Raw genomic sequence first — 17,678 nt, forward strand, 5'->3', positions numbered from 1 at the left:
CCCGATCAAGCGACGCTGGCGAATAGCGCCGGATCGAAGCGGCCCTCATATTCGAAATCGGCGGTGCCGGTCATCAGCACGTGATCGTCGCGCTCGCGCCACTCGATGCCGAGCTTGCCGCCGGGCAGCGTGATCTCGACGCTGCGATTGGCACGCTTCAGCCGCGCCGCCGCAACCGCCGTCGCGCAGGCCGCCGAGCCGCACGCTTTGGTGAGACCGGCGCCGCGCTCCCAGGTGCGGATCGTGATGTGGTCGCGATCGACGATATGGGCGAGGGTGATGTTGGCGCGTTCCGGAAAGATCGGGTGGTTTTCCAAAAGCGGGCCGAAACGTTCGAGATCGTAGGCATTGACGTCATCGACCCAGAAGATCGCATGCGGATTGCCCATCGAGACCACCGAGGGCGAATGCAACACCGGATTGTCGATCGGCCCGACCTGCAGCTCGATGTAGCGGGTGTCGCGAAATTCCTCAGCCAGCGGAATGTCCTGCCAGCCGAACTTCGGCGCGCCCATGTCGACGGTGTAGAGATCGGGCGCCGGCCCCTGCCAGCAATTGAGCAGGCCGGCGCGGGTCTGGAACGTCGCTGATGTCTGGCCGGTCTTCTCGAAAATCCGCCGCACCACGCAGCGCATGCCGTTGCCGCAGGCCCCGGCCTCCGAGCCGTCATTGTTGTAGATCGAGATGAACGCTTCGGTGCCGTCGAGCCGCGGCGGCTGCAGCACCATCAGCTGGTCATAGGGCACGCCGCCCGCCGGCGAAGCCACGGCGCGCGCCTCCGCTGCCGACACCTGTGCCCGACCTTGTACCGCTGAATCGCGCAGGTCGACGACGACGATCTCGTTGCCGATGCCGTTCATCTTGGCGAATGCGTGATTGGCGAGCGCGCTCATCGATTTTCCCAAATTCTGCCCGGTTATATGGCGAGTGGTGGCCAGTTAGCCAGCCTGAATGGCCCCATGACACATCTGTCATGGGACGAATGCAGAACTTGCGTGTTAGGAATATCGCACCTCGCGGACCGCGCGCCGGGACAGATCGAGCGGCCGTTCGAGGCAGGGGATGGAGAAAAACCAATGAACCGTATCAACACGCTCCGCGCGGCCCTGGTCGCGCTGCTGCCCTTGGCCGCGATCGCACTGGCAAGCCCGGCCCCTGCCCAGTCGCCGTCAGCCACGCCCGCTCCCGCAGCGAGCCCGACCCCTGCCCCTGCACCGTCGGCGACACCGGTGCCCCCGCCGGCCGAGACCAAGTCGCCGGCCGACAGCCCGGCCGCAGCGCAGACCCCGGCGCCGGCGCCGGCCGCCCCGGTGCAGACCGCCGATCCCTTCGGCGAGCCGTTCACGCTGGAGCCGAAAAAGGTCGTGATGCTGAAGGGCACGGCCAATTGGGATTCCGCCTTCGACGCCCTGATCGAGGCGTTCAAGCAGCTCACCGCGCTGCTCGACAAGGACGGCGTCAAGGCATCGGGCAATCCGATGATCGTCTACACCTCGACCGACGACACCGGCTTCACCTTCATCGCCGAGATCCCGGTCGATCAGGACGTCAAGAACCTCGGCAAGAACATGAGCATGGGCAATTCGCCCGACGGCAAGGCGCTGAAGTTCGTCCATCGCGGTTCCTACGACAACATGGACAACACCTATGAGGCGATCACCAACCACCTCGACGACAAGAAGCTCGAAGCCAAGGACACCTTTATCGAGGAATACATCACCGATCCGCTGAAGACCGCGGAGGACAAGCTTGTGATCAACGTCTACGTACCCCTGAAGTGAGCCAGATGACCCATCGCCTACCGCTTGGCCTCCCCGTTGGCCTCTCCTTCGCCGCCACCCTGATCGCGACCACGCTGCTGGCTGCGCCCGCACTGGCGAATGACGACTTTCCGCCGGCGGTTTCGGTCACCGGCGAGGCGACCTTGTCGGCGCCGCCCGACCAGGCGCAGCTCGACGCCGGCGTCACCACCGACGCCAAGACCGCACGCGAAGCCGCCGAAGCCAACAATGTGACGATGGGCAAGGTGCTGGCCGCGCTGAAGGGCGCCGGGATCGCGGAGAAGGACTTTCAGACCTCGCGGCTGTCGCTGCAGCCGCAATTCGCCAATCGTGGGCCGTCGTCGCCGAACGCCCCGCCCAGCATCGTCGGCTACCATGCGAGCAATCGCGTCACGATCAGGCTGCACGATGTAAGCAAGGTCGCCAGCGTCATCGACGTGCTGGTCGGCGCCGGCGCCAACGATATCGGCGGGCTCAATTTCTCGGTGTCGCAGGCCTCGAAGCTGCTCGACGAGGCGCGCGAAAAGGCGATCGCCGACGCCCGCCGCAAGGCCGAGATCTACGCCAAGGCCGCCGGCGTCACGCTCGGCGCACCCGTGAATATTGCGGAGGTCGGCTCGGCGCCGGTCCCGGTGTTCCGTCCCAAGATGGCGACGGCAGGCTTCGCCGCGCCGACGCCGGTGGCGCAAGGCGAGGAAACACTGACGGTCAATGTCAGCGTCTCCTGGGCGATCAAGGAGAAGTAATTCAAGGCAGCCAATTGACGTCGTCCCGGCGAAGGCCGGGACCCATTACCACCGAGTTTAGTTGTGAACGGAATCGTGGCCCCAGCGTCGCGCAACAATTAATATTTGGGGTAATGGGTCCCGGCCTTCGCCGGGACGACAGCATTTAGATTTCGAACACCTGCCCGGGCTTCAACGCGACAAACTTCCCGCGCGGCACCTTGGCGGCGTCGAGCGCTTCGCCAAGCGCGATCGCGGGCGCGTCGATCGCCTCGTCGGTCAACTGGAATGTGCCGTGGTGATGCGCCAGCGCCTGGGCGGCGCCACAATCGGCCAGCGCCTTCACCGCATCCTCCGGGTTCATGTGCTGGTCGCGCATGAACCAGCGCGGCTCATAGGCGCCGATCGGCAGGATCGCGAGCCGCAACGGTCCATGCGCCTCGGCCACCCGGCGGAAATGTCCCCCGTCGCCGTAGCCGGAATCGCCGACGATGTAGAGCTTGCCGGCCGGCGTCTCCAAAACAAAACTCGCCCACAGCGCCTTGTTGCGATCGAACAGGCCGCGCGCCGACCAGTGCCGCGTCGGCACCAGTGTCGCGGCAAGGCCATTGCCGAGCTCGGCGCGCTGATGCCAGTCGAACGCCTCGGCTTTGATCGCGGCATCGGACGTACGCATCGTGACGTCGTTGCCGAGCGGCGTGATCACGCGAGGACCAAATGCACCCGCAAGTTTCGACAGCGTCGCGACGTCGAGATGGTCGTAGTGGCCGTGCGACACCAGCACGACATCGATCCTGGGCAGTTTATCGAATGCGATGCCGGGATCGTTGTGCCGCTTCGGCCCGGCGAAGCTGAACGGCGAGGCCCGCATCGACCACACCGGATCGAACAGGATGTTGAGGCCCGCGGTCTGGATCAGCCAGCTGGCATGACCGACGAAACAGAGCCGCACCTTGTCGCCCTCGACGCGGGGCGGCGGCGTATCGGCATGGGGGCTCGGCGCCCATTCCGGCCAGACTGCGCGCTTCCGGCCGCCCCCGAACTGCCAGCGCAGCACCTCACCAAGCGATTTCGGCGGCGAGCCGTCCGGATCGAAGAAGTGCAGGCCGTCGAAATGATCGGACACGGGGCCGTCGTAGGTTTTCATGGTCGTCATCCAGATCGAGGGCACACCGATCGCTGCGGCGGCTCCGGTCAAGGTTGCGAGAAGGCGGCGGCGGGTGATCAGCACGCGGGTTCCGGAATAGGAGGCAGGCTCCGGTTATATGGGTGGCAGCGGCGAATTCGGAACCAATAGGGCAAATCGACGTGATTTCAGTACCTTACTGTCCGACTGAGCGGATTTCAGCGAAACTTTCCTTGACTTTGCCGCCCCGGCAGCGTTTAACCCGGCCACTTTCTCGGAAAGCTCCGTCTTTTCGACCCGCCGACTGGTCCTGGAGGCCAGAGGCCAACGCCCGACAGCGCGATGCGCCCTCGGGCGCGAAAGTGTTTGGATTTCCTTCTCCCTCGCCCCGCTCTTGCGGGGAGAGGGTCGGGGTGAGGAGCTCTCTCCGCGCACTGTGCGTGTGGATGGCCCTGTACCCCCTCACCCGCCGCGCAAATGCGCGGCGACCTCTCCCCGCAGGCGGGGAGAGGTAAAAGAGGACAACGGCATTGTTCGACAATCTGTCGGAACGGCTTGGTGGCATTCTCGATCGTCTGACGGGGCGCGGTGCGCTGACCGAAAAGGACGTCGATGCCGCAATGCGCGAGGTGCGCCGCGCGCTGCTCGAGGCCGACGTCGCGCTCGAGGTGGTCCGTAGCTTCATCGACCGGGTCCGCGAGCAGGCGATCGGCGCCACCGTCGTCAAGTCGGTGACGCCGGGCCAGATGGTGGTGAAGATCGTCCATGACGAGCTCGTCGCCACGCTCGGCTCCGACGGCCAGACCATCGATATCAACTCCGTGCCGCCGGTGCCGATCATGATGGTCGGTCTGCAAGGCTCCGGTAAGACCACCACCACCGCAAAGCTCGCGCGCCGCATGGTCCAGCGCGACAAGCGCAAGGTGCTGATGGCCTCGCTCGACGTCTACCGCCCGGCGGCGATGGAACAGCTCGCGGTGCTCGGCCGCGACCTCGACATTCCGACGCTGCCGATCGTCGCCGGCCAGATGCCGCCGCAGATCGCAAGGCGCGCGTTGGAGGCCGGCAAGCTCGGCGGCTACGACGTCGTGCTGCTCGACACCGCCGGCCGCACCACGCTCGACGAAGACATGATGAAGGAGGCGGCCGAGATCAAAGCCGCCGCCAACCCGCACGAAGTGCTGCTGGTCGCGGATAGCCTCACCGGCCAGGACGCGGTCAACCTCGCGCGCTCGTTCGACGAGCGCGTCGGCCTCACCGGCATCGTGCTGACGCGCGTTGACGGCGACGGCCGCGGCGGCGCCGCGCTGTCGATGCGCGCGGTCACCGGCAAGCCGATCAAGCTGATCGGCACCGGCGAAAAGACCGACGCGCTGGAAGACTTCCATCCGAACCGCATCGCCGGCCGCATCCTCGGCATGGGCGACGTGGTCTCGCTGGTCGAGAAGGCCGCCGCCAATATCGACGCCGAGAAGGCCGCGCGCACCGCCGAACGCATGCGCAAGGGTCAGTTCGACCTCAACGACATGCGCGAGCAGCTGCAGCAGATGGCGAATATGGGCGGCATCGGCGGCCTGATGGGCATGATGCCCGGCATCTCCAAGATGAAGAACCAGATCGCGGCGGCCGGCATCGACGACAAGATCCTGAAGCGCCAGGTCGCGATCATCGACTCGATGACGCGGCAGGAGCGCAAGAACCCGGACATCCTGAAGGCGAGCCGCAAGAAGCGCATCGCGGCAGGCGCTGGCCAGAGCGTCGAGCACGTCAACAAGCTGCTGAAGATGCACCGGAACATGGCCGACATGATGAAGGCCATGGGCAGCGGCAAACGCGGCCCGCTCGCCGGCATCGCGCAGGCGATGGGATTCGGCGGCGGCATGAAGCCGCCCTCGGCCGAGGAGATGAAGGCGCTCGCCGAGAAGATGCAGGGCGGCGCCGGCGGCGGCCTGCCCAATCTGCCGAAGGATTTGCCGGCCGGGCTGCGCGGCGGCTTGCCGAACGTGCCGGGCCTAACCGGCCTTTCCGGCAAGCCGATGCTGCCGGGCCTCGGCGGTTTCCCGGGCAAGAAGAAATGAGGAATTCGTCGCGACGGCTCGTATACGGCCGGCGCGACGCGGAATGCCAATCAATCGAACACATCGACCTTTGAAGGAGAACTGAATGTCCGTTGTTATCCGCCTCGCTCGCGCAGGCACCAAGAAGCGTCCCGTCTATCACGTCGTCGTCGCCGACTCGCGCTTCCCGCGCGATGGCCGCTTCATCGAGCGTCTCGGCCACTTCAACCCGTTGCTGCCGAAGGACAACGAGTCGCGCCTGAAGCTCGACATGGACAAGGTGAAGGCCTGGCTCGCCAAGGGCGCGCAGCCGTCGGATCGCGTGACCCGCTTCCTCGACGCCGCCGGCGTCAAGAAGCGCGCGCCGCGCAACAACCCGGAAAAGGCCGTGCCGCGCAAGGAGCGCAAGGCGCAGGCCGAAGCCGCCGCCAAGGCTTAAGGCTGAACGGCGACCACGGTGGCTGCACCGGTCTGTGTCGCCCGTATCGGCGCTGCGCATGGCGTGCGCGGCGCCGTCAGGCTTTGGACCTTCACCGAAGATCCGCTGGCCGTGAAGGACTACGGTCCGCTGATGACCAAGGACGGCACGCGCCAGTTCGAGGTCACGCATCTGCGTGAGGCCAAAGACCATCTGGTGGTGACACTGAAGGGCGTCGCCAGCCGCGATGATGCCGAACGGCTCAACGGGCTCGAGCTCTACGTTCCGCGCGACCGGCTGCCGGACACCGACGACGGCGAATACTACCACACCGATCTGATCGGGCTCGCCGCGGTGACGACGACGGAGCAGCCGCTCGGCAAGGTGATCGCGATCCATAATTTCGGCGCCGGCGACATCATCGAGATCGCCCCGCCGCAGGGCGCGACGATGCTGCTGCCGTTCACCAATGCCGTGGTGCCGACTGTCGATCTCGACGGCGGCCGCGTGGTGATCGACCTGCCCAAGGAAATCGACGGCGACGATCCGTCGGCCGCCTGACCGAGAATAATTTTCAACCCGTCATCCGGCCCTGCTGCTCGAGCCAGTCGCAGAACACCGCGCTGTGCGGATCGTTGCTGCGGCCCGCCGGAAAATACGCGAAGTAGCTCCGCGCCGGCAGGCTGACATCCGGAAACGGCGTCACCAGGCGCCCGGCCGCGAGATCATCCGCGATCAGCGCGGTCGGTCCCATCGCGACGCCGAGACTGTCGAGCGCGGCCTGGATCGTCAGATAGAAGTGATCGAAGGTCAGCGCGGCCGCCGGCTCCAGCGCGGATTGCCCGGCCTCGGTGAGCCAGTCGCGCCACAGCCGCGGCATCGACGTGACATGCAGCAGCGTGTGCCTGGAGAGGTCCGCGATCTCATTGAGCGGCAGCTGCGCCAATAGCGACGGACTGCACACCGGCAATCTCCGCTCCGACACCAGGAAGCGCGACGAGAAGCCGTGGAAGGTGTCGGGACCACCGCGGATCACGACGTCGAATGATTCAGACAACGCATCCACCGGATCGTTCGACGTGCTCAGGCGTACCTCGATATCCGGATGCTCGGCGCGAAACCGGCTCATCCGCGGCAGCAGCCAGCGCAGGCTGAAGGTCGCGAGCGCATTGACGCGCAACACCGCGACCGCCAGATCGCCGCGCCGCTCGCGATGCTGCTGCACGGCGGCGGAAATCCGGTCGAGCGCGGGCGCGAACTCTGCCAGCAATGCCGCGCCTGCCGGCGTCAGCACCACGCGCCGCACCGATCGCCGAAACAGCGACGGCGCCCCCAGCCATTCCTCGAGCAGGCGGATCTGCTGACTGACCGCGCCATGGGTCACGCTGAGCTCAGCGGCGGCTTCCTTGAAGCTGCCTAGCCGGGCGGCGGCCTCGAAGGCACGCACCGCATTGAGCGGCGGCAGGCTGCGGCGTGGGACGAACATTGACCCCTCAATACAAGATTTTCTAACGCATGATCCGATTATTACTGATTTGTGACAACAGCCTTGGCGGCGCATACTGCCATGCAAGCTACTTGTACGGCTTTCTTTTCTGAGGTCCCCGCCTGATGCCCGCCCGCCCCAACTTTAGATTTTCTTGCACAGGAGGGCGGCAATGAGCGTGTCGGCCGAAACTGGCACGGCGCGGCCCGACCGTGCCCGGTCAACCCGCACCCTGACCGTGACCGGGCTCAACCACGCGCTCCACGACGGCTACACCGACGTCATCTACGTGCTGCTGCCGGTCTGGCAGGCCGAATTCGCGCTGAGCTACGGCCTGCTGGCGCTGCTGCGCGGGCTCTATGCCGGCGCCATGGCCGGGCTGCAGATTCCGGTCGGACGCATCGCGGAGCGGATCGACGGCAAGGTCATCCTGATCGCGGGCACGGCGCTGTCGGCGCTCGGCTACGCGTTTGCCGGATTCTCCGGCGGTGTCATTGGCCTTGGCCTCGCCCTCGCGCTCTCCGGCGCGGGGTCGAGCACGCAGCATCCGATCGCTTCCGCCGCGGTGTCGCGCGCCTATGGCACGGCGGCGCGCGGGCCGCTCGGCATCTACAATTTCAGTGGTGATCTCGGCAAGGCGGCAATCCCGGCGCTGACCTCGATCCTGCTGGTGATCATGTCGTGGCGGCACACGCTGCTCGTGCTCGCTCTTGCAGGCCTGCTCGTCGCGGTCTGCATCGCGCTCTGGATGCCGTCGGTCGGCAAGGGCGCCGAGCACAAGGCGGCATCAACATCGCGCGGCGCCAGCACAGGCCGCGGCTTTCACTGGCTGCTCGCGATCGGAATTCTCGACACCGCGGTCAGGATGGGCTTTCTCACCTTCCTCCCGTTCCTGCTGCGCGACAAGGGCGCCTCGCTGCCGACCAACGGCCTTGCGCTGGCGCTGGTCTTCATCGGCGGCGCGGCGGGAAAATTCACCTGCGGATGGCTCGGCGCGCGGGTCGGGACGCTGCGCACGGTGCTGATCACCGAAGGTGGTACGGCGGCGCTGATCGTGGCCGTGCTGGTGTTGCCGCTGGCGCCGGCCATCGTGCTGCTGCCGCTGCTCGGCGTGATGCTCAACGGCACCTCCTCGGTGCTCTACGGCACTGTGCCCGAGCTCACGCCGGCACACCAGACCGAGCGCGCCTTCGCGCTGTTCTACACGGGTACCATCGGATCGGGCGCCGTCGCGCCTGTTATCTACGGCCTGCTTGGCGACGCGCTCGGCCCGTCGCTCGCGACCGCAGCAACCGCGCTCACGGCGCTGGCGATCTGTCCGCTTGCCGTCGCGCTCGCGCGGCATCTCGCTGACGATCCGACGACGGCGTGACCATAACGTGGGTTAGCCCGTAGCCCGGATGAAGCGCAGCGCGATCCGGGGCCGCTCGTCATTGCTTGCGTGATTCCCGGATTGCGCTTCGCTCCATCCGGGCTACCTAAGCAATGGTCTCACGGAGCATCCCAATGACAAGCACGCACAAGGCCTGGCGGCTGCACGCCCACAACGATCTGCGCTTCGAGGATGTCACGACGCCGATGCCCGCGCCCGATGGCGTCGTGGTGCGGATCGAAGCCGGCATGGTGCTGTCCTACACCAACAGGCTGCTGTCCGGCGCACTGCCCTACAGCCTGCCACCGATGCCGTTCGTGCCGGGCACCAACGCGATCGCGCGCGTCGTCGCCGCCGGCGACAACGTCACGCACGTGCAAAGCGGTGACCGCGTGTTCCTGAGCCCGCATCTGCGCGGCGACGTGCCGGATCGCGATCCGCCGCAGATCCTGATCGGCCTCACCGCCACGGTGACGACGCCGGAGGCGCTCGCATTGCAGGCGCGCTGGCGCGACGGCGTATTCGCGGAGATCGCGCACTGGCCGGCCGCCTGCGTTACGCCACTTGCCAATCTCGACGATAAGCGGGCGACCGAGCTGATCGGGCTCGCAAAACTGATCGTGCCGTTCGGCGGCTTGCAGCGCTCCGGCCTGCGCGGCGGGCAGACCATCATTGTCAACGGCGCGACCGGCTATTTCGGTTCGGGCGGCGTGATGCTCGCGGTCGCGATGGGCGCGGGCCGCGTCGTCGCCGTCGGCCGCAAGGAGGCCGCGCTCGAGCAGTTGCGCGACGCGTTCGGCCCGCGCGTCATTCCCGCCGTCGTCAGCGGCGATGCCGCAGCCGACCTTGCGGTCATCCGCCGCGCCGCTGGCGGCAGCGCCGATGTCGCGCTCGATCTGCTCGGCGCCGCCAAGAGCACCTCGACCACGCTGTCCTCCCTGCGCGCGCTCAGGCGTGGCGGCCGGGTGGTGCTGATGGGCAGCGCCGAGGTGCCGCTCGAACTCTCGTTCCGCGAGATGCTGGCCAATGACTGGGAGGTGGTCGGGCAGTTCATGTACGACCGCACGGCACCAGGCCAGCTCGCCGGCCTCGCCGCCGAAGGCCTGCTGGACCTGCGCAAGATCAATGTCGCGACCTTCAAGCTTGCCGACTTCCGCCGCGCGGTGGACGCGGCCGCCATGATGCAGAGCCTCGACCTCACGGCCGTGGTGCCGTAACCAGAGGCCATGACATCGCAAGACACCACAGCCCAGGCGACACCATGGCGCGCCACCGTGCTGACCCTGTTCCCGGACATGTTTCCGGGGCCGCTCGGCGTGAGCCTCGCCGGCAAGGCGCTGGCTGGCGGACTCTGGGCGCTGGAAGCGCGCGACATCCGGGCCTCGGCCACCGACAAGCACCGCAGCGTCGACGACACGCCGGCCGGCGGCGGCCCCGGCATGGTGCTGCGGGCCGATGTGCTGGCGGCGGCGATCGACGCCGCTGATATCGCGCCTGACCGTCCGCGCCTCTTGATGAGCCCGCGCGGTCGGCCATTGACCCAGACCCAGGTCGCGGAGCTGGCGGCCGGGCCCGGGCCCCTGATCGTCTGCGGCCGCTTCGAGGGCATCGACCAGCGGGTGATCGAGGCGCGGGGCCTCGAGGAGGTCTCGATCGGCGATTATGTGCTGTCCGGCGGCGAAATCGCCGCGATGGCCCTGATCGACGCCTGCGTCCGCCTGTTGCCGGGGGTGATGGGCAAGCAGGCCTCGGGAACCGAGGAAAGCTTTTCCGAAGGACTACTGGAATACCCCCAATACACCCGCCCACAGGCGTTCGAGGGCCGGCCAATCCCGGAAATCCTGATTTCCGGCGATCACGCCAAGGTCGCGGCTTGGCGGCTGGCCCAGTCCGAGGCCCTGACGGCGGCCCGGCGGCCCGATCTCTGGGCCCGCAAGGCCGGCCAAAAAGCCGCTCCGCGCCGGACAAAAAACAAGACAGACGGGTGACAAACCCTGCGCTTTGCCTTATACGGGCGGCCAAATCCGCACCCGCGCAGGATAGATGGACGTTTGCGCAGCCCGCGAAAGGCTGGGCGCGCCGCCGATGGAGATTTCAATGAACCTTATTCAGCAGCTCGAAAAAGAGCAGTTCGACAAGCTCGCCGCCACCAAGGATATCCCGGAATTCGGCCCCGGCGACACCGTCATCGTCAACGTGAAGGTGGTCGAAGGCGAGCGTACCCGCGTGCAGGCCTATGAGGGCGTTTGCATCGGTCGTTCCGGTCAGGGCCTCAACGAGAGCTTCACCGTGCGCAAGATCTCCTACGGCGAAGGCGTCGAGCGCGTCTTCCCGGTGATGTCGCCGATGATCGACTCGATCAAGGTAGTGCGTCGCGGCAAGGTTCGTCGCGCCAAGCTTTATTATCTGCGCAACCTGCGCGGCAAGTCGGCCCGCATCGTCGAGAAGCAGGACCGCCAGACCGCCGTTGGCGAGTAACGTTTCCCTCAGGGATGTGACCGAAAGCGCGGGGCCTGCCCCGCGCTTTTTTGTTGCGGCATACCTATCTGACGTGCAGGCCCGCGCATGGATCGATTGTCGTGGGCGCGAGCCCTGTGTTAGAAATTTAGAATGGTTCCGGATCAAGCAAGCAAGCGCTGTCCAAGTCAGACCTGCAAGCGCGTCGTGATCGACGATCGCTCGCGGCTGCCCGGCCGCTTCTTCGGTCGCTTTGCGACGTCGGCAACGTCTGAGCTTAGACGCGCAGCGTAACGCTGCCTGGACGCTTTCGCCTGATCGCGCGCTTAAGACGCGCTCATGTCATCCCACCACTGAATTTCTTCTGGAGCTGAAGCTCATGTCCAAACCGACCACGCTGTACGACAAGATCTGGAACGACCATCTGGTCCACGAGGCCGACGACGGCACCTGCCTGCTCTATATCGATCGCCACCTGGTGCACGAGGTGACCTCGCCGCAGGCGTTCGAAGGGCTGCGCGCCGCCGGCCGCAAGGTGCACGCGCCCGAGAAGACGCTCGCCGTCGTCGACCACAACATCCCGACCACCGACCGTTCGAAGCCGAACCCCGACCCTGAAAGCATCGAGCAGATGCGGGTGATGGCCGAGAACGCCAAGGAATTCGGCATCGAGTATTACAACGAGTTCGACAAGCGCCAGGGCATCGTTCACGTCATCGGCCCGGAGCAGGGTTTTACGCTGCCCGGCACCACCATCGTCTGCGGTGATAGCCACACCTCGACGCATGGCGCGTTCGGCGCGCTCGCGCACGGCATCGGCACCTCCGAAGTCGAGCACGTGCTGGCGACGCAGACGCTGATCCAGAAGAAGGCCAAGAACATGCGCGCGATCGTCGACGGCAAATTGCCCGAAGGCGTGACCGGCAAGGACATCATCCTGGCGATCATCGGCGAGATCGGCACCGCCGGCGGCACCGGCTACGTGCTGGAATATGCCGGCGAGGCGATCCGTGCGCTCTCGATGGAAGGCCGCATGACGGTCTGCAACATGTCGATCGAAGGCGGCGCGCGCGCCGGCCTGGTCGCGCCCGACCAGAAGGCGTTCGACTTCCTGCGCGGCCGCCCGAAGGCGCCGAAGGGCGCCGCCTGGGACGCCGCGATGCGCTACTGGGAGACGCTGCGCTCCGACGAGGGCGCGCATTTCGACCACGAGATCCGGCTCGATGCGGCCAAGCTGCCGCCGATCGTCACCTGGGGCACGAGCCCTGAGGACGTCATCTCGGTGACCGGCTTCGTGCCCGATCCCGACAAGATCGCCGATGAGGCCAAGCGCATCTCCAAGCATCGCGCGCTGAAATATATGGGCCTGACCGCCGGCACGAAGATCACCGACATCAAGCTCGACCGCGTCTTCATCGGCTCCTGCACCAACGGCCGCATCGAGGACCTGCGCGCTGCCGCGAAGATCGCCGAGGGCAAGACCGTCAACGGCAATGTCAACGCGATGATCGTGCCGGGCTCCGGCATCGTGAAGGAGCAGGCGGAAGCCGAAGGCCTCGACAAGATCTTCATTGCGGCCGGCTTCGACTGGCGCGAGCCAGGCTGCTCGATGTGCCTTGCGATGAACCCCGACAAGCTGAAGCCGGAAGAGCGCTGCGCCTCGACCTCGAACCGCAACTTCGAGGGCCGCCAGGGCTTCAAGGGCCGCACCCATCTGGTGTCGCCCGCGATGGCCGCGGCCGCCGCGATCGCCGGACACTTCGTCGACGTCCGCGACTGGCGGTAAGGTACGCGCCAGATTCTTTTTTGACGCGTTTTCTTCACGCGAACCGGGGCCACTTCGCTCGAAAACGCTATTGCTTCGTCTCAAGCTCGAGCCGTTTCGGAAACGGCTCGTTAACGGGGCGCACGCAAACTGCCTCCTTGCGAAAACAAGCCTTCGCAAGGAGCGCGTGCCGTGGCCGATAAACCCGAATTCGTCGACATGATCAGCGACGCGACGCGCCAGAAGCGCCGTCGTGCCGTGGCGCGCATCATCGATCCGCTTCCCGAGGTGAAGGAAACCTCGCGCCTCAGCCACTGGCCGCCGGAGCGCTGGACGCAATGGCGGATGGAAAACCTGACGCCGTGGAAGATAAAGTCCTGGAAGCTGAAGAACTGGGACTAACGCCCCTTTCTTGACGCGTTTTCTTCACGCGAAGCGGCGCCCACTTCGTTCGAACACGCTCCAGCGCGCAAAGAGAGGGACCCAACAAGACGGGCGCCGTGAGGCGCCCGCTGTCATTTCAAACTTTACCAATAGACGCGATACGGCCGCCAGTAGTGGCGGTGGTGCCACCACGGCCGGCAGATCCGGCGCGGTCCGTAATAGGTCCAGACCACCCGGCAACGGCGGTGATGATAATAGGCCGGGTAATAGTAGGACGATCCGTAGAAGAAGCGCCGGTGATGGAAGTGCCGGCGGTAATAGGGCCGATAGCCGTAGCGGTAACCGCCGCCGTAGAAGCGGTGGTAGCCACCATAATGGCGATGGAAGCCGCCATAGCGATAGCCGCCATGGAACGCCGGCGCGGCGCGGATGCCGCCACCACGGAAGCCGCGGCCGTGAAATCCGCCGCCGTGGAATCCACCACCGCGGAAGCCGCCACCATGAAAACCTCCGCCGCCGTGGCCGCCACCGCCGTGCCGGACCTGGGTCGTCATGGCATCGGCCGCAGACCTTGCCGCGGGCGCGGCGGCCGGGCTTGCCAGCGACAGCGCTTCGGCGCGCTGCTGCGAAGCAACCGACAATGCGAAGACAGCGGCCGCCGCAACGCCGAGACGGCGCACCAATCCGCGCCGCAAATAGCTCTCCCTCATCTCTGAACCTCCCTGACAACGGCAACGAGCACCAAGCTGCATGGCAGCCGGTTTCATTGCGTTCATTGCAGTCGCTCCCGGCATGACGCTAGAAATCGCTGAGTGAATGCGCCATGAACGCGCAAAACGCTGCGGCGAAACGTCCGGGAGAAACGTCAGTGACTGTCTATGTGATCGTGCAACTCAAGATGACCGATCGCGCCGCCTATGATCGGTATCAGGCGCGCTTCTTCGACGTATTCAGGAAGTTCAACGGACGCCTGCTGTCGGCCGACGAACAGCCCGCGGTGCTCGAGGGCAGCTGGGATCGCGACAAGCTGGTGCTGATGTCATTCCCTGACGAAGCCGCATTCCGCGCCTGGTCGGAGTCGCCCGAATATGTCGAGATCTCCAGGGATCGCAAGGCGGGTGCGCAGGGCATTGTGCTGCTGGCGAAGGGCTTCGCGCCCTGAGGCGGACGGAGCAGCTCCGATCCGAGAGCTGCTCTCTTGTTGCACGGCTGATGTCGCGCACGGCGCGACTGCGTGCATCACCAGAACGGGCCGAACCCGAAGCCGAAGGTGAATGGCGCCGGCGCAGCATAGGGGTACGGCCGATAGTAATAGGGCCGCCCGTAATAATAGGAGCCGTACGGCCGATAATAGGAATAGGGCCGGTAGTACGGCCGGTAATAAGGACGGTAGCCGTAGTGATAGTGGCGACGATGGTAATGATGATAGCGCTGCGCGCTGATATCCGTTGCCTTGCCTACTTGCCGCTGCGGTGCCGCGGCCTGCGGCTGGGCTGATGCCGCGGCGGTTGCCGATGCCGGCGCCGTCAACGCGAATGTACAAGCGACAGCCGCGACACCGATCCATCTCATCATGATCAACTCCTGCAGATTGCGATGGATATCATCCCGCGTGGGCGAATCTGCCGGTTTGATGGCTGAGAACGACAACAGGCCCGCTGCTCACGGGCCTGTGTCTCAACTGCGCTAATACGCCGCGCGATCAACGGCGCCAGTGGCGACGATGCCCCCAGCCGCGGTGATGTCCGCGATGCCAGCCACGATGCCAGCCGCGCCCACCCCAGCGTACCTGCGTGGTCGCCTGGTTCGCGTTGTCCTGAACCGTGGCGGCTGTGCCCGGCGTGGCGAGCGACATCGCGCTTGCACGCTCGGCCGGCGCCGCCAACACCAACACGGCACCGACAGCCGCGAGCCCCAGAACCTTCATCGCCTTCATGAATTGTCTCCTTGATCCTTTGATGTCACGTCTTGCAGCGACGACTTGAACTTCTGCTTGACGCGTTTTCCTCACGCGAACCGGTGTCCGTCCCGCATCACGTGTGGGACAGGCTCCGCTGGAAAACGCTTGAGCTTTCGAATCGACGCCGTTGCCGCGACGCAGATCGCTAGCAGAATGCGGACGACGTGAATGGGAAGTGAATGACTGCGCCACGAACATGAATGCTGCCGGCGCAATCAGGTTCCGGCACTGCGCGCGATTTTTCGCGTTCGTGTGCAAACGACATAGACGATGGTCGTATCTCGCCTTCCGTTTGTTGCAGGAGATTGCCGTGACACGAACAAGCCCACGCAGATCGATGCTTCGAATAGCCCTCGCGCTCTGCGGTTCCATCATGCTCGGCGAAGTCGCGCTCGCCTCCCAAGGACCGGGCGACGACATCGGCACCGCAAGCCATCGCACGCGGATGCTGATGGCGGCGGCGGTCTATGGGGCGACAGGATTGATTGCGGCTGTTGCGATGATCGGCACGGCGCGCCGACATACGCATAACTAGCCCGGCCGCCAGAAGCAGTTCATGCGCGGCGTGATCACGGTACCGCTCGGCCGGTGCTCCTGCACATAGGTCGCGGTGCAGTCGCGCACGGCGTTCGGACCGGGGTTGTAGCGCGGGATGACATCGGGTTCCCAATGATCGGGCCGGGACCGGTAGATCGGCACCCGCTTCAGCCGGCGACGCTCGACGACGCGCGTGCGCGCGACCGGTGCCGCCTCGCCGACGCGCGCCTCAGCCGCCGCGCTCTGAGCCTGCGCCTCTGTCGCCGGGAGCGAGAGCCCGACTGCTACAGCCAACAGCGCTGCCGCCACGATCCGTTTCATTACGCCCACCCAAGCTCGATTCTTGAGCCCCATTCGTGGGCGGCACGGTCTCCCATTGCGCCGCCAAGGTCAACTGCGCTGGCGCCGCCGATAGCACTCGCGCTAAAGGAGTGTCATGTGGACCACAGAAAAAGCCCCCTCGCTGGCCGAGATGGAGGCCATGGCGCACGAGGTTTTCGAGCGCCTGCCCAAGACGTTCCGGGCCCTCTGCGAGGGCCTGATCATCCGCGTCGACGACTTTCCGACCGACGAGGTGCTCGACGAGATGCAGGCCGAGAGCGAGTTCGACCTGCTCGGCCTGTTTCAGGGCATCGGCCTGCCGCAGCAGAGCCATAGCGACGTGGCCCGGCTGCCCAACCTGGTCTGGCTGTACCGCCGGCCGATCCTGGATTACTGGGCGGAGCACGACGAGACCCTCGGCCACATCGTTCGCCACGTGCTGATCCATGAGATCGGGCACCATTTCGGCCTCTCCGACGCCGATATGGAGGCGATTGAGGCCGATGCGGGCTAGCCCTGCAGAAATGGCCCTTTTACCGCTGTCACATTCGCGATAAACATCCGGCCGATATCCGCTATTTTTTGCCCGGGAAGAGCACCGATGGATAAGTTCACCACGCTGGAAGGCGTCGCGGCGCCGCTGAAGATCATCAATGTCGACACCGACATGATCATTCCGAAGCAATACCTCAAGACCATCAAGCGCACCGGCCTTGGCAAGGGGCTTTTCTCCGAGCAGCGCTACAAGGATGACGGCAGCGAGAACCCGGATTTCGTCCTCAACCAGCCCGCCTATCGCAACGCGAAGGTGCTGGTCGCCGGCGACAATTTCGGCTGCGGCTCGAGCCGCGAGCACGCGCCCTGGGCACTGCTCGACTTCGGCATCCGCTGCGTGATCTCGACCTCGTTTGGCGACATCTTCTACAACAACTGCTTCAAGAACGGCATCCTGCCGATCCGCGTGTCGCAGGAGGACCTCGACAAGCTATTCGACGACGCCGAGCGCGGCGCCAACGCGACGCTGACCATCGACCTCCCCAACCAGGAGATCCGCGGTCCCGACGGCGGCAAGGTCAAGTTCGAGATCGACCCGTTCCGCAAGCACTGCCTGATCAACGGCCTCGACGACATCGGCCTGACGATGGAAAAGAAATCGTCGATCGACAGCTACGAGACGAAGCTCAAGGAACGCGCCTGGGCTTGAGGCTCAGCGCATCATCGTGCCCCGGTGCCGTCAGGCGCCGGGGCTTTTCTTTGCCGAATTCGCTCGCCGCAAACCCGCTGATAGC

Annotated in this window: 22 protein-coding genes; 15 read left to right on the forward strand and 7 right to left on the reverse strand. The window is 65.6% G+C overall.

Annotated features, from left to right (window positions below; all coding sequences use genetic code 11):
• Positions 1-5 precede the first annotated feature (5 nt).
• Positions 6-893, reverse strand: a complete 888-nt coding sequence (dapF, locus tag ACVMIH_RS26600) for a diaminopimelate epimerase (protein ID WP_456854256.1) — start codon at positions 891-893, stop codon at positions 6-8.
• Positions 894-1,076: 183 nt separating this feature from the next.
• On the opposite strand from dapF, the gene ACVMIH_RS26605 reads away from it, so the two are divergent.
• Both ACVMIH_RS26605 and ACVMIH_RS26610 read left to right on the forward strand, forming a co-directional pair.
• Entirely contained in the window at positions 1,077-1,781 is a 705-nt protein-coding gene (locus tag ACVMIH_RS26605; protein ID WP_456863999.1) for a GyrI-like domain-containing protein, read from the forward strand.
• A 5-nt stretch (positions 1,782-1,786) separates the two neighbouring features.
• Complete coding sequence (locus ACVMIH_RS26610; RefSeq protein WP_456864002.1) at positions 1,787-2,527, forward strand: SIMPL domain-containing protein; 741 nt, start codon at positions 1,787-1,789, stop codon at positions 2,525-2,527.
• A gap of 145 nt (positions 2,528-2,672) precedes the next feature.
• Here ACVMIH_RS26610 and ACVMIH_RS26615 read toward each other — a convergent pair whose 3' ends face one another.
• Positions 2,673-3,737, reverse strand: a complete 1,065-nt coding sequence (locus ACVMIH_RS26615; protein ID WP_076834648.1) for an MBL fold metallo-hydrolase — start codon at positions 3,735-3,737, stop codon at positions 2,673-2,675.
• 425 nt (positions 3,738-4,162) lie between these two features.
• Between ACVMIH_RS26615 and ffh the strand changes: the two genes are divergently transcribed.
• From ffh to rimM, 3 genes are all read left to right on the forward strand, one after another.
• On the forward strand, positions 4,163-5,710 hold the full coding sequence (ffh, locus tag ACVMIH_RS26620) for a signal recognition particle protein (RefSeq protein WP_018269389.1): 1,548 nt from the start codon (positions 4,163-4,165) through the stop codon (positions 5,708-5,710).
• 85 nt (positions 5,711-5,795) lie between these two features.
• Positions 5,796-6,128: a 30S ribosomal protein S16 gene (gene rpsP, locus ACVMIH_RS26625; protein WP_016847621.1), complete on the forward strand. Its 333-nt coding sequence runs from the start codon at positions 5,796-5,798 to the stop codon at positions 6,126-6,128.
• A gap of 18 nt (positions 6,129-6,146) precedes the next feature.
• The gene (gene rimM / locus ACVMIH_RS26630; RefSeq protein ID WP_057020943.1) at positions 6,147-6,668 is read left to right on the forward strand and encodes a ribosome maturation factor RimM; all 522 of its coding nucleotides are present in this window, start codon (positions 6,147-6,149) and stop codon (positions 6,666-6,668) included.
• A 13-nt stretch (positions 6,669-6,681) separates the two neighbouring features.
• Here the strand turns inward: rimM and gcvA are convergent, their stop codons facing one another.
• On the reverse strand, positions 6,682-7,593 hold the full coding sequence (gene gcvA / locus ACVMIH_RS26635) for a transcriptional regulator GcvA (RefSeq protein ID WP_225163580.1): 912 nt from the start codon (positions 7,591-7,593) through the stop codon (positions 6,682-6,684).
• Positions 7,594-7,765: 172 nt separating this feature from the next.
• On the opposite strand from gcvA, the gene ACVMIH_RS26640 reads away from it, so the two are divergent.
• The 6 genes from ACVMIH_RS26640 to ACVMIH_RS26665 all read left to right on the forward strand — a co-directional run bounded on the left by ACVMIH_RS26640 (position 7,766) and on the right by ACVMIH_RS26665 (position 13,589).
• Positions 7,766-8,965 carry an MFS transporter gene (locus ACVMIH_RS26640; RefSeq protein WP_057020945.1) on the forward strand — a complete coding sequence of 400 codons (1,200 nt, stop codon included), beginning with the start codon at positions 7,766-7,768 and terminating at the stop codon, positions 8,963-8,965.
• Between the two features lie 134 nt (positions 8,966-9,099).
• Positions 9,100-10,182 carry a zinc-binding dehydrogenase gene (locus ACVMIH_RS26645; RefSeq protein ID WP_456864005.1) on the forward strand — a complete coding sequence of 361 codons (1,083 nt, stop codon included), beginning with the start codon at positions 9,100-9,102 and terminating at the stop codon, positions 10,180-10,182.
• A 9-nt stretch (positions 10,183-10,191) separates the two neighbouring features.
• On the forward strand, positions 10,192-10,953 hold the full coding sequence (trmD, locus tag ACVMIH_RS26650; protein ID WP_456854246.1) for a tRNA (guanosine(37)-N1)-methyltransferase TrmD: 762 nt from the start codon (positions 10,192-10,194) through the stop codon (positions 10,951-10,953).
• A gap of 109 nt (positions 10,954-11,062) precedes the next feature.
• A complete protein-coding gene (gene rplS / locus ACVMIH_RS26655) occupies positions 11,063-11,443 on the forward strand; it encodes a 50S ribosomal protein L19 (protein WP_018269387.1) in 381 nt (126 codons plus the stop codon).
• A 358-nt stretch (positions 11,444-11,801) separates the two neighbouring features.
• Positions 11,802-13,208, forward strand: coding sequence for a 3-isopropylmalate dehydratase large subunit (gene leuC / locus ACVMIH_RS26660; protein WP_057020948.1), 1,407 nt, complete (start codon positions 11,802-11,804; stop codon positions 13,206-13,208).
• Between the two features lie 171 nt (positions 13,209-13,379).
• Positions 13,380-13,589, forward strand: coding sequence for a hypothetical protein (locus ACVMIH_RS26665; RefSeq protein WP_016847629.1), 210 nt, complete (start codon positions 13,380-13,382; stop codon positions 13,587-13,589).
• Between the two features lie 125 nt (positions 13,590-13,714).
• Here the strand turns inward: ACVMIH_RS26665 and ACVMIH_RS26670 are convergent, their stop codons facing one another.
• The gene (locus tag ACVMIH_RS26670; protein WP_253638297.1) at positions 13,715-14,281 is read right to left on the reverse strand and encodes a hypothetical protein; all 567 of its coding nucleotides are present in this window, start codon (positions 14,279-14,281) and stop codon (positions 13,715-13,717) included.
• A gap of 158 nt (positions 14,282-14,439) precedes the next feature.
• Here ACVMIH_RS26670 and ACVMIH_RS26675 point away from each other — a divergent pair, with 158 nt between their 5' ends.
• On the forward strand, positions 14,440-14,733 hold the full coding sequence (locus ACVMIH_RS26675; RefSeq protein ID WP_016847630.1) for a DUF1330 domain-containing protein: 294 nt from the start codon (positions 14,440-14,442) through the stop codon (positions 14,731-14,733).
• A gap of 77 nt (positions 14,734-14,810) precedes the next feature.
• Here the strand turns inward: ACVMIH_RS26675 and ACVMIH_RS26680 are convergent, their stop codons facing one another.
• Together ACVMIH_RS26680 and ACVMIH_RS26685 are read right to left on the reverse strand one after the other, a co-directional pair.
• Positions 14,811-15,146 (reverse strand): hypothetical protein, encoded by a 336-nt coding sequence (locus ACVMIH_RS26680; protein WP_063790190.1) that lies wholly within the window; start codon positions 15,144-15,146, stop codon positions 14,811-14,813.
• A 127-nt stretch (positions 15,147-15,273) separates the two neighbouring features.
• A complete protein-coding gene (locus tag ACVMIH_RS26685; RefSeq protein ID WP_057020951.1) occupies positions 15,274-15,507 on the reverse strand; it encodes a hypothetical protein in 234 nt (77 codons plus the stop codon).
• A gap of 220 nt (positions 15,508-15,727) precedes the next feature.
• On the opposite strand from ACVMIH_RS26685, the gene ACVMIH_RS26690 reads away from it, so the two are divergent.
• The gene (locus tag ACVMIH_RS26690) at positions 15,728-16,066 is read left to right on the forward strand and encodes a hypothetical protein (RefSeq protein WP_456864008.1); all 339 of its coding nucleotides are present in this window, start codon (positions 15,728-15,730) and stop codon (positions 16,064-16,066) included.
• Here the strand turns inward: ACVMIH_RS26690 and ACVMIH_RS26695 are convergent.
• Positions 16,063-16,389, reverse strand: coding sequence for a hypothetical protein (locus ACVMIH_RS26695; RefSeq protein WP_456864011.1), 327 nt, complete (start codon positions 16,387-16,389; stop codon positions 16,063-16,065). The genes ACVMIH_RS26690 and ACVMIH_RS26695 overlap by 4 nt on opposite strands.
• Positions 16,390-16,504: 115 nt before the next feature.
• On the opposite strand from ACVMIH_RS26695, the gene ACVMIH_RS26700 reads away from it, so the two are divergent.
• Together ACVMIH_RS26700 and leuD are read left to right on the forward strand one after the other, a co-directional pair.
• Positions 16,505-16,903 (forward strand): metallopeptidase family protein, encoded by a 399-nt coding sequence (locus ACVMIH_RS26700; protein ID WP_016847635.1) that lies wholly within the window; start codon positions 16,505-16,507, stop codon positions 16,901-16,903.
• An 87-nt stretch (positions 16,904-16,990) separates the two neighbouring features.
• Complete coding sequence (gene leuD / locus ACVMIH_RS26705; RefSeq protein WP_057020954.1) at positions 16,991-17,593, forward strand: 3-isopropylmalate dehydratase small subunit; 603 nt, start codon at positions 16,991-16,993, stop codon at positions 17,591-17,593.
• Positions 17,594-17,678 lie beyond the last annotated feature (85 nt).

This window comes from Bradyrhizobium sp. USDA 4503, assembly GCF_054055815.1.

What these genes read in the sequence shown, in the direction of transcription:
- dapF (WP_456854256.1), bottom strand. Translation starts at nt 893, where the DNA reads ATGAGCGCGCTCGCCAATCACGCATTCGCCAAGATGAACGGCATCGGC.
- ACVMIH_RS26605 (WP_456863999.1), top strand. Translation starts at nt 1,077, where the DNA reads ATGAACCGTATCAACACGCTCCGCGCGGCCCTGGTCGCGCTGCTGCCC.
- ACVMIH_RS26610 (WP_456864002.1), top strand. Translation starts at nt 1,787, where the DNA reads ATGACCCATCGCCTACCGCTTGGCCTCCCCGTTGGCCTCTCCTTCGCC.
- rpsP (WP_016847621.1), top strand. Translation starts at nt 5,796, where the DNA reads ATGTCCGTTGTTATCCGCCTCGCTCGCGCAGGCACCAAGAAGCGTCCC.
- gcvA (WP_225163580.1), bottom strand. Translation starts at nt 7,593, where the DNA reads ATGTTCGTCCCACGCCGCAGCCTGCCGCCGCTCAATGCGGTGCGTGCC.
- ACVMIH_RS26640 (WP_057020945.1), top strand. Translation starts at nt 7,766, where the DNA reads ATGAGCGTGTCGGCCGAAACTGGCACGGCGCGGCCCGACCGTGCCCGG.
- ACVMIH_RS26645 (WP_456864005.1), top strand. Translation starts at nt 9,100, where the DNA reads ATGACAAGCACGCACAAGGCCTGGCGGCTGCACGCCCACAACGATCTG.
- trmD (WP_456854246.1), top strand. Translation starts at nt 10,192, where the DNA reads ATGACATCGCAAGACACCACAGCCCAGGCGACACCATGGCGCGCCACC.
- rplS (WP_018269387.1), top strand. Translation starts at nt 11,063, where the DNA reads ATGAACCTTATTCAGCAGCTCGAAAAAGAGCAGTTCGACAAGCTCGCC.
- leuC (WP_057020948.1), top strand. Translation starts at nt 11,802, where the DNA reads ATGTCCAAACCGACCACGCTGTACGACAAGATCTGGAACGACCATCTG.
- ACVMIH_RS26670 (WP_253638297.1), bottom strand. Translation starts at nt 14,281, where the DNA reads ATGAGGGAGAGCTATTTGCGGCGCGGATTGGTGCGCCGTCTCGGCGTT.
- ACVMIH_RS26680 (WP_063790190.1), bottom strand. Translation starts at nt 15,146, where the DNA reads ATGATGAGATGGATCGGTGTCGCGGCTGTCGCTTGTACATTCGCGTTG.
- ACVMIH_RS26685 (WP_057020951.1), bottom strand. Translation starts at nt 15,507, where the DNA reads ATGAAGGCGATGAAGGTTCTGGGGCTCGCGGCTGTCGGTGCCGTGTTG.
- ACVMIH_RS26690 (WP_456864008.1), top strand. Translation starts at nt 15,728, where the DNA reads ATGAATGCTGCCGGCGCAATCAGGTTCCGGCACTGCGCGCGATTTTTC.
- ACVMIH_RS26695 (WP_456864011.1), bottom strand. Translation starts at nt 16,389, where the DNA reads ATGAAACGGATCGTGGCGGCAGCGCTGTTGGCTGTAGCAGTCGGGCTC.
- ACVMIH_RS26700 (WP_016847635.1), top strand. Translation starts at nt 16,505, where the DNA reads ATGTGGACCACAGAAAAAGCCCCCTCGCTGGCCGAGATGGAGGCCATG.
- leuD (WP_057020954.1), top strand. Translation starts at nt 16,991, where the DNA reads ATGGATAAGTTCACCACGCTGGAAGGCGTCGCGGCGCCGCTGAAGATC.